Source organism: Bradyrhizobium sp. 63_E2_N1_3, from assembly GCF_052076005.1.
GTDB classification, from domain to species: domain Bacteria; phylum Pseudomonadota; class Alphaproteobacteria; order Rhizobiales; family Xanthobacteraceae; genus Bradyrhizobium; species Bradyrhizobium barranii.
Map to the genome: position 1 here is coordinate 2,371,185 of NZ_CP197235.1, position 13,988 is coordinate 2,385,172.

14 protein-coding genes are annotated in these 13,988 nt (G+C 61.5%); 9 read left to right on the forward strand and 5 right to left on the reverse strand.

From position 1 onward, the window contains the following. Positions 1-213: 213 nt before the first annotated feature. The 3 genes from AB7531_RS11005 (at position 214) to AB7531_RS11015 (ending at position 2,766) form a co-directional block, all read left to right on the forward strand. Complete coding sequence (locus AB7531_RS11005) at positions 214-789, forward strand: cytochrome P460 family protein (RefSeq protein ID WP_063986170.1); 576 nt, start codon at positions 214-216, stop codon at positions 787-789. 38 nt (positions 790-827) lie between these two features. Further along, on the forward strand, positions 828-1,361 hold the full coding sequence (locus AB7531_RS11010; protein WP_063986171.1) for a DUF1993 domain-containing protein: 534 nt from the start codon (positions 828-830) through the stop codon (positions 1,359-1,361). 64 nt (positions 1,362-1,425) lie between these two features. After that, the gene (locus tag AB7531_RS11015; protein ID WP_063981743.1) at positions 1,426-2,766 is read left to right on the forward strand and encodes an MFS transporter; all 1,341 of its coding nucleotides are present in this window, start codon (positions 1,426-1,428) and stop codon (positions 2,764-2,766) included. Between the two features lie 220 nt (positions 2,767-2,986). Here the strand turns inward: AB7531_RS11015 and AB7531_RS11020 are convergent, their stop codons facing one another. Next, the gene (locus tag AB7531_RS11020; protein ID WP_063981744.1) at positions 2,987-4,342 is read right to left on the reverse strand and encodes an MFS transporter; all 1,356 of its coding nucleotides are present in this window, start codon (positions 4,340-4,342) and stop codon (positions 2,987-2,989) included. A 570-nt stretch (positions 4,343-4,912) separates the two neighbouring features. On the opposite strand from AB7531_RS11020, the gene AB7531_RS11025 reads away from it, so the two are divergent. The 5 genes from AB7531_RS11025 to AB7531_RS11045 all read left to right on the forward strand — a co-directional run bounded on the left by AB7531_RS11025 (position 4,913) and on the right by AB7531_RS11045 (position 9,593). Beyond that, a complete protein-coding gene (locus tag AB7531_RS11025; protein WP_063981745.1) occupies positions 4,913-5,830 on the forward strand; it encodes an NADP-dependent oxidoreductase in 918 nt (305 codons plus the stop codon). Positions 5,831-6,079: 249 nt separating this feature from the next. After that, positions 6,080-7,516: an MFS transporter gene (locus AB7531_RS11030; RefSeq protein ID WP_441279950.1), complete on the forward strand. Its 1,437-nt coding sequence runs from the start codon at positions 6,080-6,082 to the stop codon at positions 7,514-7,516. Positions 7,517-7,604: 88 nt separating this feature from the next. Continuing rightward, the gene (locus AB7531_RS11035; RefSeq protein WP_063981746.1) at positions 7,605-8,018 is read left to right on the forward strand and encodes a cupin domain-containing protein; all 414 of its coding nucleotides are present in this window, start codon (positions 7,605-7,607) and stop codon (positions 8,016-8,018) included. Between the two features lie 93 nt (positions 8,019-8,111). Next, positions 8,112-9,065, forward strand: a complete 954-nt coding sequence (gene egtD / locus AB7531_RS11040; protein WP_063981747.1) for an L-histidine N(alpha)-methyltransferase — start codon at positions 8,112-8,114, stop codon at positions 9,063-9,065. A gap of 69 nt (positions 9,066-9,134) precedes the next feature. After that, complete coding sequence (locus AB7531_RS11045) at positions 9,135-9,593, forward strand: DUF3788 domain-containing protein (RefSeq protein ID WP_063981748.1); 459 nt, start codon at positions 9,135-9,137, stop codon at positions 9,591-9,593. A gap of 298 nt (positions 9,594-9,891) precedes the next feature. Here AB7531_RS11045 and AB7531_RS11050 read toward each other — a convergent pair whose 3' ends face one another. The 4 genes from AB7531_RS11050 to AB7531_RS11065 form a co-directional block, all read right to left on the reverse strand. Further along, positions 9,892-10,437 (reverse strand): carboxymuconolactone decarboxylase family protein, encoded by a 546-nt coding sequence (locus tag AB7531_RS11050; RefSeq protein WP_063986173.1) that lies wholly within the window; start codon positions 10,435-10,437, stop codon positions 9,892-9,894. 34 nt (positions 10,438-10,471) lie between these two features. Next, complete coding sequence (locus AB7531_RS11055; RefSeq protein WP_063981749.1) at positions 10,472-11,107, reverse strand: nitroreductase family protein; 636 nt, start codon at positions 11,105-11,107, stop codon at positions 10,472-10,474. Between the two features lie 176 nt (positions 11,108-11,283). Next, positions 11,284-12,201, reverse strand: coding sequence for an NADP-dependent oxidoreductase (locus tag AB7531_RS11060; protein WP_063986174.1), 918 nt, complete (start codon positions 12,199-12,201; stop codon positions 11,284-11,286). A gap of 269 nt (positions 12,202-12,470) precedes the next feature. Continuing rightward, positions 12,471-12,962, reverse strand: coding sequence for an OsmC family protein (locus AB7531_RS11065; protein WP_187387969.1), 492 nt, complete (start codon positions 12,960-12,962; stop codon positions 12,471-12,473). Between the two features lie 468 nt (positions 12,963-13,430). Here AB7531_RS11065 and AB7531_RS11070 point away from each other — a divergent pair, with 468 nt between their 5' ends. Then, entirely contained in the window at positions 13,431-13,964 is a 534-nt protein-coding gene (locus tag AB7531_RS11070; RefSeq protein WP_063981751.1) for a peroxiredoxin-like family protein, read from the forward strand. Positions 13,965-13,988: the final 24 nt, after the last annotated feature.

Below are 13,988 nucleotides of genomic sequence, written 5' to 3' on the forward strand. Positions count from 1 at the left end.
ACGGTCGGGTCGGCGCTCACAGCGCTCACGTACGACGATATCTTCTGCTTATCGAATACATGTCCAAAGAGAATTTCTAATTTTGTCGGCCGAGTCCGATCTTTAGGGCTGGCTAGGCCGAGCGCGCGGTTGGCCACACAGCGATTGAAGCAATGATTGAAGCCGTTTCACTGGATCAGAGTGCACAGCGCGCGAGCGGTAGAGGAGATCCCCATGAAACTATCGAGGATTATCGGCCTCGCTGTTGCCGTCTCCCTGGTCACCGGCGCCGTGGCAGCGCTCGCGCAGATCAACGGAGCGGCTCCGGCCGGCCCGACCGCGAACGTGGTAGACGGCGCTGGGCACCTGCGCGTGCCGGCGGACTACCGAACCCTCTACCAAGCGCTCGGCACCTGGGCGATTGCGGCTGAGAGCGGCCAGGGCTCGAATGAAATCCACGCCGTGTACGCATCCCCGGGGGTGATCGACGGCTACCGGAAGACGGGGCATTTTCCGGACGGCGCCGTTCTGGTGAAAGAAGTCTTCGCGACTTCGACCAACGAGATGACCACCGGCACGGTAAGCCACGCCGACAAGCTCAAGGGCTGGTTCGTCATGGTGAGAGACAGTAAGGGAACGCACCCCGGCAACCCGTTGTGGGGCGACGGGTGGGGATGGTCGTGGTTCGACGCGGACAAGCCGCTCAAAACCACCTCGACGGACTATCGTTCCGATTGCCAGGGGTGCCACCTGCCTGCCACGGCCACGGACTGGATTTATGTGAATGGATATCCCGTGCTGCGTCACTGACTGACGTTCAGAGTAAAAACGAGCGGATGGAGTTCGACGTGTCCCTCTCGGTCTATGACATCACGGTCCCTGTCATGGTGCACGGAGTGAACGTGATGGACGACTATCTCGACCACGCCCAAGCACTCGAGCGGACCAAGGGATATGAGCCTGGAAGGATCCTTGGCGAGCGGCTCGCGTCCGACATGCTGAGTTTCGGAGAGCAGATTTCTGTAAGCTGCAATAAGGTCGACGCCCACATGGCGAAGCTGATGCAGCGCGACGCGCCTGCTCCCCACAACACCCTCATGATGTACCCGGCACTGAAGGGGCGGCTCCTCGAGACGCGCGGCTTCCTGCAAAACGTGCGGCCGGACGAGATGGACAACGCGCAGTCCCGCACATACGAACTGACACCGCCTATCGTGCGCGGGTGGTTCGGTGGCGACGACTACATCCGGCACCTGGTGCTGCCCGACTTCTTCTTCCACATCGCGATTGCGCACGCGATCCTTCGGCACCTCGGAGCGAAGATCGGGAAGCGCGACTACCTCGGCAACCTCAGTCAGCAGAGCGGAGGTGACTACTCGTGAGCGGCAGGCGCGGTGCGCGACACGAGCCGAAGCCTTCAAGGTTCACGCCGGAAATTGCATACTGATGGGTGGCGTCGACGGTCTGACGGCGGCTCAGCGCCGCTGGTTAATGCTCTGCATCTTGCTTGGACTTGGTCTAAGTTCCCTCGGAAGCGCGATCGTGAATATCGCCTTGCCAAACATCTCGCGTTCATTCGCAAGCAGGGACGCCGCGACCGTTTGGGTCGTGAATGCCTATCAGCTTTCGGCAACGGTCTGCTTGTTGCCCGTTGCAAGTCTGGTCGAATCACTCGGTCTGAAGCGCGTTTATACCGCCGGCCTGGCTATTTTTGTTTTCGCGTCGTTGGGTTGCGCGTTCGCTCCAACATTGCCGATGCTGGTGAGTGCGCGCCTAATTCAGGGTGCCGGGGCAGCTGGAGTTTCTGTGGCCGGCATGGCATTTGTACGCGTGATTTATCCGCATCACATGGTCAGCAAGGGCTTCGCGTTAGTCGCATTAGCAGTGGCGATACCTGGAGCATTGGGCCCCACCATCGCGGCGGCAGTACTTGCCGTGGCAAAATGGCCCTGGTTGTTCTTGGTGAATGTGCCATTCGGCCTCACTGTTCCACTATTTATTGCTGCTGCACCACCAGACGTTCGGGTTGCGCGCTCTCTCGATCTGATCGGGACCGCTCTCAATGCGCTGGCGTTCGGGCTTTTCGTCGTCGGTGTCGGCACGCTGGGTACTGGCGATGGGCGCATTGCGACGGGAGAGATCGTGGCAGGTCTCTTCTGTCTCAGTCTCTTCGTTCGACAACAGCTCCGGCACCCTATGCCAATGTTGCCATTCGATCTTTTCCGTATACCTCTGTTTACCCTATCGGTGTGGACATCCGTCTGCTCCTATGCCGCACAAATTCTGGCTTACGTCTCCTTGCCGTTTCTATTTGAGACGAGGATGCATCTTTCGGCCGTGGAAACAGGTCTTCTTCTGACAACCTGGCCGTTCATGACTGCAGTCACGGCCCCAATTGCCGGCCGCTTGACGATCCGCCACCCCGCTTCGGTGATCTGCAGCATTGGTTTGGCGTTGTTGGCGGTCGGTTTGCTCCTGATGATCTTCTTGCCGACATCTCCGGCGAGATGGGATGTCGTATGGCGACTGGCTCTTTGCGGTATCGGCTTTGGTCTTTTTCAGACCCCGAACAACACGGCGATGATGACGGTTGGACCCGTAGGGCGCAGCGGGGCCGCAAGTGGGATGAATGCCTCGGCTCGCTACGTCGGATGGTCACTTGGTTCCGCGTTGGTCTCGCTGATCTTCGGCTTGGGCGGAGACCAAGGCGCCGTCTTCTGTCTGGTCGCCGGAATGGCCTTCGCTCTGACGGGAGTCGCTACCAGCAGCGCTCGTCGGTTCAGATAGCGTCCAAATGCGGGACGCAGCACCTCGTCGGAGGTCGTCCGGCGATATCTGCGCCATGTGCTCGCTGCTGCAGACAAACGTGGCTTGCGACAAGTCGCCGCAAAGCTCGTGGCTCGAGATCAACGATCAGCCATGACGCTCCGCTGAACACGGCTTCCGGTAAGTTCAGGGTGTCTGCCAGATTTAGTGAAGTATCGAATTCGGTTGAATTCCGTGCTTTCTAAGTTGCGTCCGCTTTCGCCATGACCGGTGTCAGGGTCATCGAGGCCGCAAAGGCGCCGCCGATCGAGGTCGCGGCGGCTATGGCGAGGCCGACTTCGTAGCCGGACGAGAAAGACGCGACGCCGGCGGCAAGTGCCACCCCGGCGAGCTGCGCAATCCGGCTCGCCGCATTGTTGATGCCGGAGGCGAGTCCTTCGTCGGCCTGATCCACACTCGACATGACCGACGCGGTGAGCGGCGCCACGAGCACAGCGAAGGACAGGCCCAGTAGGGTCATAGGTCCGATCACGCCGAGCATCAGGGATTCTTTCTCGCCAAGCGCCATCAGGATATAGGCGAGTGCCGCACCTAGCGGTCCCGCGATGAGCATGGCCCGCGCGCCAATCTTGTCTGCCAGCCGGCCGAAGAGATTTGACAAGAGCCCCACGCCAAGCGTGAAGGGTAGGAATGCGAGCCCAGCGTCGGTCGACGACAGGGCGCGGCGATCGATGAGCTCAAAGGGGAGCAGAAAGAACATGATCGAAACCCCCGCGTAGACCATCAGGGTGACAACGTTCAGCCCGAGGAAGGCGCGGTTCTCCGCCAAGCGAGGTGGCGTCATCGGGTGTTCGCTTCCGCGCTCCCAGAGCGCGTAGAAGGCGAGCCCGATAATGCCAAGCCCGGTGACAATCACGAGCACTGTGCCCGACGGGGCTGAAGCGTCCGCGGCGGCCTGAACTTCACCGCGGCCGATTTGGCTAAGCGCCCAGGCAAGCGCCCCGATCGCCGAAGCGAGGATCGCGGCGCCAATCACGTCGAATCCGCGCTGAATGCGACCATCCTTCGGCGCAAAGACCAGCAGAACTCCCACTGCCACGAGCGCGAGCGGCGGGTTGATCCAGAACACGGATGGCCAGCCAAAGGTCTCGGTGAGCCAGCCGCCCAGGACAGGACCTCCGGCGGTGGTGAGAGCCGACGCTGCGGCCCATACGCCGATCGCTCGGTTCCGCTCCGCGCGCGGATAGGTGGCCCCGATCAGGGCGAGGCTGGCGGGGGTAACGATCGCTGCGGCTACCCCCTGCGCGACGCGGGCAGCGATCAGCCAGGCGGGCGAAGGCGCCATCGCGCAAGCCGCGGATGTCAGACCGAACAGCACGCAACCGAACCAGAGCATGCGCGCCTTGCCATAAACATCCGCGAGGGCGCCGCCGATCAATGTCAGCGAGGCGAGCGCCAGCATATACCCGTTGAGAACCCATTGAACCGAGGCAAGGTCCGCCGCCAAATCTGAGCGCAATCTCGGTAACGCAACGGGCAACGCTGTCGCATCGATGAACGCCATCGAGGACGCGAGCACACAGGCCGCGAGTACCATGCGCCGGCACCGAGGCGGCGCTTCCCGACCGAGCTCTCGCGGGCAAGGTTCTGCGTCGATAACGCCGCGGCTGCATCCCTCTACAAACGGCTGCGCCTCGTTGCGACACGCTCGCCGTCTCTGGTTCGCAGGATTGGTCATTCGAGTCTTATTTCGGGTTGAAAGTGGTTCCGACAGCCGTCTCATACGGTGGCGGTCGGACCCCGGTGAAGGAAATTATCTCTCGCCATAAAATCGATAGATAATCGTTATTGCCTTGCCGCGCGGCGGCATGCCGTCGCGGCGTTCGCAACTTGCCTTGATTTACCAATGGCAGAGAAGACCGTCGCACCACTATTCCCCGCTGCAATGGAAACCATACATGCCGGCTATTGGAGAATGTTACTCCGCGCTGCCATCAATGGGTACCGCTCGCGGATTTTGTCGAGGGCTGGACAACTGAGATCGTGGAGGCGCCGTCCCATCTTCGCTTTCGGAACTACCCCATGGTCGCTGGCAAGCGATGCCGAACCGGCTTTTGTCGCTGGAACGTATCCAGCAAAGGAGCAAATAACTGAGGAGACAACTCACATGAAGGCAATCGCCGTAACGGACCAGGCCGCGGGAACGGCCGGGATGAAGCTGGTGGAGCGGCCCGAACCGCGGCCAGCGATAAACGACATCGTCGTTCAAGTTCATGCATCGGGCTTCACTTGGGATGAGCTGACGTGGCCCCCGATGTGGACCGATCGCCTCGATCGTGACCGAACACCGTCGATCCCTGGGCACGAGCTGGCCGGAGTCGTCACCGCTCTCGGTTATGGCACGACGGGATTGTCAGTGGGACAGCGGGTGTTCGGCCTGACGGACTGGTATCGCGACGGCACCTTGGCGGAGTATGTGGCCGTCGAGGCACGCAACCTTGCGCCGCTGCCGGGCGACGTCGACTTCACGGTGGGCGCGAGCCTGCCGATGCCGGGTCTGACTGCGTGGCAAGGACTGTTCGTGCACGGCCACCTTCAGTCGGGGCAGACCGTCCTTGCGCACGGTGCGGCTGGCGTCGTCGGTTCGATGGTGACGCAACTCGCACGTGAGGCCGGCGCCTACGTCATCGGCACCGGACGCGTTGCCGACCGTCAGGCGGTGCTCGACTTCGGCGCGAATGAGTTCGTCGACCTCGAGAACGACGCTCTGAAAGATGTCGGTGGCGTCGATCTGGTTTTCGATATCTTCGGCGGCGACATCGCGAAGCGGTCCGCAAGCCTGATTCGAGCGGGAGGAGCGCTGGTGACCATCGCCGGGCCGACCGAGGCGCGGCCCGCCGACGGCTTGGCGATCGACTTCGTTGTCGAGTCCGATCGCGCCCAACTGGGTGAGATCGTCCAGCGTCTGCGGGACGGACGACTGCGGACGAACATCGGCACCGTCTCGACCCTCGATGACGCCATCGCCGCCTTCAATCGGACCGAGCGACGCAAGGGGAAGACAATCGTTCGCGTTCGCCCGTGAGAACTTGGGGCGGAGAACGGTTCCGCGCTCCTCGTCAGCACGGCACGCATCCACGTTTAGGCGTCGTTCGGCCGTGGCCTCCGGCCGCGCGGCGCGGGCAGGAGGCGACGGCGGTTCATGGCAAGCCTGCTTGAGGTTGAATTGATGTTGCGAAAAGTGATCCGCGAACGGACACGGCAGTTCGGCTTCGGCTGCCGGCCAATGAGCCCGCGCGCCGCGAAGCGCGCCACCTGACATGACGGCCAGGTCGTGAGCAGCGCGTCCCTGACCCTGACCGATCGCGGCCTGGCGCTCTCCGAGCCTAAGGCCGTCGGAGCGCAGGGCAGCACCAAGGTGCTCGCCGCGTCGAGCCTGGGCAGCTGCCTCGTGTTCGTCAGCGGCGCCGTCGTCACGGTCGCGCTCGCGGCGATTGGCCGAGACATGCGCCTGTCGCCGCTTGACCTGCAGTGGGTCATGAACGCCGAGCTCCTTCCGCTCGCGGCCCTGACCTTGGTAGGCGGCGCTCTGGGTGATCGGTTCGGACAGAAGCGGATATTCCTCGCGGGGATCGCTCTCTATGGCCTGGGCGCGGCCGTAATTGCTTTCGCGCCGAGCTTCGCGCTGCTCATCGGCGGCCGCTTCCTGCAAGGTTTGGGCGAAGCTGTGATCCTGCCCAACGGCCTTTCCGTGCTCGGGCGGGCCTTTCCCGCCGACAAGAAAGCCCGTGCGATCGGCATCTGGTCCGCCGCCGCAGCGGTCGCCAGTGGCGTCGCGCCCGCGATCGCGGGCGCGATCATTGATCACGGATCCTGGCGGACGGCCTTTCTGATGCTCCTGCCCATCGTCGCCGGCGCGTTGGCCTTCGGCACGGCGTGGATACCCAAGGACTCCTCGCCCAGCTACGTCCGGATCGACGTCTATGGCGCGGTCCTTTCGACAGTCGGGCTCGGCTCGTTGGGCGCGGGGCTGACGAGCCTGACCAACGGTGCCGGTCCGACCCTTTGGCTGCTCATCACTCTGATCGTCGGTCTGGGCGGCTTAGCCGGCCTTATCGTCACACAGCGGCGGCTAGGCGAGAATGCCATGCTGCCCCCGTCGCTCTTCGCCTCGCGGTCGATCGTCGGCGCGAACCTGTTCACCGCACTCCTCTACGGTCCGTTCACGGTCATGCTAACCTTGATCCCGTTCGTGATGATCCGAGGCGCGCACCTGCCGACGCTGGTGGCGGGCCTAGCCTTCCTTCCTCTGCAAGTGCTGATTACGGTGGTCTCGCCGCTCGCCGGTATGCTCTGCCGCGTGTCCGGCAGGCGCCTGCCATTGTTCGCCGGCAGCGCCGTCGTCGCCTTGGGTTGCATCATGGCGCTCCGTATCGGTCCGAACGCAACCTATTGGGCGGACATCTTCCCCAGCATCCTGTTGTTGGCGCTTGGCATGAGCCTGGCGATCGCGCCGTTGACGACGCTCGTCCTCACCTCCGTCGAGTCCGATCGAGTCGGAACCGTGTCTGGTGTCAACAGCGCAGTCTCACGCGCCGGGTCGCTGTTCGCTATCGCATTGCTCGGCGGTGTGCTGCAGCAAGGCGGTCATCATCTGTTTTGGGGATTCCACATGGCGATGGTTGTCGCCGCCGTCGCCTGCGTTCTCGCCACGCTCGCGGTGTTCATCATCGAGCCGGGGCCCCACGTCGACTTCATCCCGCGAGACTGACCGTTCGGTGTCGGCAATCAGCAGGCCGGCAAGGTCGAGAGGGAACAATGAAGAACGAATACCAAGCTCTAGGCAGAAGGAGAAACTCATGAAGATCCGGACCATTGTCGCTGTCACCTGCGCCGCCTTCTCGATAGCCGGCCCGATCCGCGCCCATGATCGCGAAGCGGAAACCGTCGCGAAGAAACTCGAGGCGGCCATTCCCAATGTCCCTGGCAAGTCGCTGCTCGCCCTGGAGGTCGATTACGCGCCGGGCGCGGCATCCCCGCCCCATACCCACGCGAAGTCGGCTTTCATCTACGCTTATGTCATCTCGGGCGCGATCGAGTCGAAGGTGAACGACGGCGAGAAGCGCATTTATCGGGCAGGCGAAGGCTGGTCGGAGCCGCCGGGTGCAACCCATTCGATCAGCCGCAACGCGAGCAAGACGAAGCCGGCGAAGCTGCTCGCTGTTTTTGTCCTCGACACCAATGACAACCCTCTGACGACACCCCTCAAGTAACGTACTCACTGAGCCTGGCACGAATTCACGGTGAAGATATCGGCCGCGAGTTTACCTCGGCCGCTATCCGCCGTGTCACCGAAAGCGGAAAATATGCTTCACGTGAATGACCGCATCGACGCTGTTGAAAATGCATTTGCCCGAGACGTCGTCGGCGGCTTATCCGCTGATGTGAAGACGCTGCCGAGCCGTTGGTTATACAACGAGCGTGGATCTGAACTTTTCGAAGAGATAACGAGGCAGGATGAGTATTATCTGACCAGAGCCGAAACGTCGATCTTGCGAGAGCGGCAGCGTGACATCGCCGATTTTGTAGAGCCTGGCGCGGTTCTCATCGAGTATGGTGCGGGAGCCGGCGTTAAGACGGAGCTTGTGTTGGCGGGCCTGCGTGACCCGCGAGGCTACGTGCCGATCGATGTCGCCGATGCTTTCCTTGCAGAAACGTCCAGGAGGATCGCTTCGCGCTTCCCGTCGCTCTGGGTCCGCCCCATCGAGCGCAATTTCCTGGATGCATTTGAGGTTCCGTTCGATGGCTCCAGCGGCGGCAGGACAGGATTTTTTCCTGGCTCGACGATGGGGAATTTGAACGCGAGCGAGGCGAAGACCTTGCTGATGCAGATGGGGCGACACTTAGGCAAAAACGGACGTGCCATCATCGGTGTCGATCTCCAGAAAAACGTAGATACGCTTCTGCGTGCTTACGACGACAGCGCCGGTGTGACAGCCGCTTTCAACCTCAACCTCCTTGAGCGGATCAACGCCGAACTGGGCGGCGATTTCTGTTTAGAGCGGTTCAAGCACGTGGCGCGCTGGAACGAGATCGAGAAAGCAGTAGAGATGCATCTGGTCAGCGTGTGCGATCAGCACGTTACCCTCTGCGAGCGCGCGTTTAGTTTCAGAACGTCGGAAAGCATTCATACTGAGAGCTCCCGAAAATATACTGCGGAGAGCTTCGAGCGGCTTGCCCGCTCCGGCGGATGGAAGGTTGTCGAGCTTTGGCAGGACGCGGGCGGATTATTCGGCCTGTTCGGGCTCATTCGCTATTGATCTGCCGATGATGCGGCACACCAGGTCTTCCGAAACCAACGTGAGAGTTGCGGTGTAAAGGAAAGCGGCATGGAACAGTCCCCCCAGATCGGCGACAGGATCACCGACAAATCAGCATCGCCCGACGACAGCACTGTCCGAGACTGGATCGGGCCGAAGGCGTTCGGGCATTGGGCCGAGCTGCGAAAATGGATCGAGGCATACTACCCCGATGTTTTCGTGCCGGATTGGCTCTATCGTGGCAAGAAGCGTGGTTGGTCCCTGCGTTACAAGAAATCCAAGGCATTCTGCACGTTCCTGCCGGAATACAGGCTGTTTTCGGTCGAGGTGGTCTTGGGGGCAGCAGAGCGAGAGAAGTTTGAGGCGCGGCGTTACGGGTGGCGCTCGCAGCTGGTGAAGCTTTACGATGAAGCCCGAACATACCCAGACGGAAAATGGCTGAAAATTGCTATCTCATCCGCAGCCGATCGGCATGACGTGACGGAGCTTTTAAGTCTGAAGCGTCCGCCTCCGCGGTCGCGCGATTGAGACGCTCGCGCTGCTCCGGCGCGATGGTGGTCCTCCAGATGAAATAGACACGCGCCTTGAACACCTTCTTGTGCGACGGGGCGACGACATCGTTCTCGCTGGTGATCTGGCGGCCTGGAGCGATCCCTTGAGTGCTTTGTCGAGGAGCTTTGGCGCCGTGGCGACAAACGGCGACAGTCTTCGCGCCAACCAAAAGCCCGGACGCGTTCCCAAGAATCCTTCCCGGGTGCGTCCGAGCCTTGCGTGATGCTCGCATCATAGAGGCTCCTCAGAGATCGTAGATGCGAATGGATTGAGTTCAGATCGATCCAGCCGGCGCAACGGCAGGAAAGTCCTTCTCGGGATCGAACACGTTGTTGAAAAAGTTCGTCAGAGAGTACATGGCCACCAGCGCGACTATCTCGATGACGTTGGCATCCGTGTAGCCTGCGTCGCGGACGACTTTCAGATCGGCGTCACTAACCTTGCCGCGGGTCTCGATGACTCTACGCGCAAACTGGATGGCAGCGTCCCGCTTCGGGTCGCTGGCATGGCCCTTCCGAGCGAGAGTGATTTCATTGGCGGGCAGCTTGGCCATATGATTGGCCGTAAAGCTGTGAATCGTCAGGCAGTAGTCGCAGCCATTCACTTCGGAGACAGCGAGGCCGATGCTGTCGCGCGTCTTCACGTCTAGCGCCTTGCTCAAGGAGCCAAGCAGGGCGGCCCATGAGTTGAACGCGATCGGGCTTGCCGCGAATGTCGCCATCATATTTGGGGTGAACCCGATGTTCTTGGTGAACATATCGAGGGTCGGTTTCGAATCCGCCGGCACTTGTTCCGGCTTCAGAGCTGTAATTCTTGGCATCATAATCTTCGCAGGTTCTCGGTTTCACTGATCACTAAATGAGGTCCAACACATCGGCCACCGGGCGACGCGGCTTCTGCGGCCAGTTTCCCGGACGCTCCGCTCCTACGGACAGCAGCATGACCGGGACTTCGTCCTCGGCCAATCCAAAATCTCGGTGCACCGCTTCGGCATCGAAACCGATCATCGGCGTCGAACCCAGGCCCAGCGATCGGGCCGCATAGATCATCGCCGCCGCACCGAAGGCGCCGGTGCGCACTGCTTCGTCGCGCTGGCGCTGCGGGTAGTCCTTATAGAGATCGCGTGCGGGGATTTCCCAATCCGGTATCAACTTTGCCGGCATGATACCCGCCTCCACCACCGGCGCCAGGCGGTCCGGAATTACACTGGAATCAGCCAACTGGCCGCAGATGATAAAGGTAACGGCGGCTTCAGTGATCGCCGGCTGCTTCCAGGCGATCGGACTCAACCGAGCCTTGGCTTCAGGCGTGCGTACCGCGATGAAGCGCCAGTTCTGCAAATGGAAGGATGTCGGCGCAGTAGTGCCGATTCGCACCAGCTCGCTGATTTGGTCATCGCTCAAAGTGGCGGCAGGGTCGTAGTATTTGGCGGAGCTGCGGCTCAGGATACATTCGATGACGGCATTGGTCATGGCGATTCTGTTGGTCATGGTGATTCCTGTGCGTTAGGGGATGACTTGAGATAACGAGTGCTTTCGCTCTCTTTGCTCGAAATGCCGCAGGGATGGAGCCCGTCTGGCATCTCATGCCCGGGGGCCGTGGTAGTTTCCTGGGTTGCGGCGCGTCTGGTAGGACGTGACGGCCGCGTGCATCGAATGTGGGTCGTTCACGGACGAACGCGGATGATCGTCTTCCCGCCGATCCGCTTTGTTGGATTGAAGGCGGCGACGGCATCTTCGAGTGTCGTTACGTGGCCGACGTTCGTGCGCAGTCGCCCGTCGCGAACCCGCCGGACGATCTCACTCAGTTGGGCACGATCGGACTCGACGACGAAGTCGACCGCCAGGCCATCGGCGGGCCGCGCCTCGGCCGGCCCGACGATGGACACCAGCGTTCCTCCGGATCGAACCAGGCGCGCGGAGCGTTTCCTGATGTCGCCGCCAATGAGATCGAACACCAGGTCGACCGGGCCGATGTCGTCTAGAGCGTCGTTCTCCAGGTCGACGAACTCATTCGCGCCGAAGTCGAGCGCCTTCTGACGGTCGGCGGCGCGTCCGGTGCCGATGACATAGGCGCCGGCCTCACGCGCGAGTTGCGTCACCATCGACCCGACTGCGCCGGCCGCGCCGTGCGCGAGGACGCGCTGCCCCGCCTGAAGGCGGCCGTGCACGAACAATCCCTGCCACGCGGTCAGACCCGAGACCGGCAGGCTCGCGCCCACCGTGAAGTCAACGTCGCCCGGCAGCGGCGCCAGGTTGCGTGCCTCGATCGCCACATACTCGGCCAGTGTGCCATCGCGATACCAGTCCGCGAGGCCGAACACCCGCTGTCCCACCGACAGGCCCGTCGTGCCATATCCGAGAGCGGTGACCACTCCGGCCAACTCGTGCCCGGGAATCGACGGTGTCCGGTCACGATCGAGGCGATCGGTCCACGTCGAAGGCCACGACAGCTCGGTTCCAACGAATCCTGACGCATAAACTTGAACGACGACGTCGTTTATTGCTGGCCGCGGTTCGGGTCGCTCCACCAGCTTCATCCCGACCGTTCCCGCAGCTTGGTCCGCCACGACGATTGCCCTCATCGCCAACCTCCTCGTGTGTGGTATGTCGTCATCTTCCGAATTGCCTTGCGGGCGACCAAAAATACGATCGCCAAATTCGACGGTCCAATGACCTGTGGCTATGGAATCGATGCCATCGACGCGAAAGATCAAAGCGCGTCGGCAGTGAACGTCGGGACGAATGCCCCGCGAGGGATGATTTCCGGGCACTGAGGACGCAAGAAAGAGCTGCAATGCGGGTTTGATCGGCTGCGATGCGCCGGTGCGGTGATCGACCGCACGAGAGACGCTCAATCCGGAGTGATATTCGGGATCGGGAGTTGAGCCAGATCATCCTCGTAGCTGGCCTGAGTGCTTGGGCTGTGGCCGGAAGCAGTAGCGCCGAGGCGCGTGTTGATAGCGGCGCCGATGCCGAGAATCTTGCCAACGGGGCAGAGGTTTGCGGCTTCCAGCAGGAGCGCGCGCTGATGAGCATCGAGTTCTCCTTCCAGCACGAGGGTGCGTGCGAACGAATCTCGTTCGCCCAGAGCGCCATGGCGGAAGCTGACGCTCACTTCCAGCCGCTCCAGCGGAAGTCTCTGGCGTCGAGCCTGAAAACGAATGCTCATAGCGGTGCATGCGGCGAGAGATGCGCTAAGGAGGTCGTAAGGATTGGGACCAGAAGAAATGCGGCCGACGCCATCCGGGCCGCCGACAGTAAAATGAGAGCCGCCGACACGGCATACCAGTGCACCAGGATTGGTGGGGTCGCTTGCGACAACAACTTCGCGGATCTTGGTCATGACTAGGTCCCGATTGTTCGAATGATCGACCACCGGCTTCGACGAGCGTGAACGCAAGCAGGCAGCGCAGAACAAGTCTTGCAGATAGCGCGAGGTCTCAGCGCGGCGTCCGCTCCGGCCGGCGCGTTCAGCACTTAAATCCGGCAACCATTCGGGTAAAGCTATCATGTCCATAACCGCCGGGAATGCTTCGGGAGTCGGTGCCGAAGCTCCGCGACGAGAAAATCCGTGAACCCGCGCGCCGGGCTTGACGGTCTTCCGCTCGCGACGACGCATTGACTTCCATCGAGGCGAAGTCTCGGTCGGAGAAACAACGCGCGGGAATGGAAATCATAACGGTCGGACATTTCTCAATTGAAGGTCGGCGACGTAGTTTCACCCTGCAGGGCGGGGCGGAGTGATGGCTCGTGCGCGATCGGCGGGTGCCGGAATTCCCGACGTACTTAGGAAAACACTGCGGAGAAGAGAATGCTGCTGCCTCGTCGACCGGTTCCCGAACTGCGCGTGCCGACCCTTGCTCATGGCGAATTTGATCTTGCTGCCGACGCGCCGAAGCTGTTTACGCTGATATGCTTTTATCGCGGACTCCATTGCCCGGTCTGCCTCAAATATCTGCGCGAGCTGGAATCGCTGATACCCGAATATGAGCGTCGCGGTACAAAGGTCATCGCTATCAGCTCTGACGTTCGCGAGCGCGCTCAGGAAATGGCAAACAAGGTCGGCGCCAGCTTGCGATTCGGATATTCACTGCCGCTGGCGGTTGCTCGCAAGTGGGGTCTCTATATTTCGTCGTCGCGTGGAAAGACATCGATCAACATCGAAGAGCCGTCACTGTTTTCGGAGCCCGGCGTATTCCTCGTCCGACCGGATGGTACTTTGTACTACGGCGCTGTTCAAACAATGCCGTTCGCACGTCCGTTGTTCTCGGAATTGCTTAAAGCGATCGATTTCGCTATCGCCAGGGATTATCCGGCGCGTGGCGAGTATGACGGCCCTCTCTGAGCGGCCGTCGGCTTAGCTACCGGC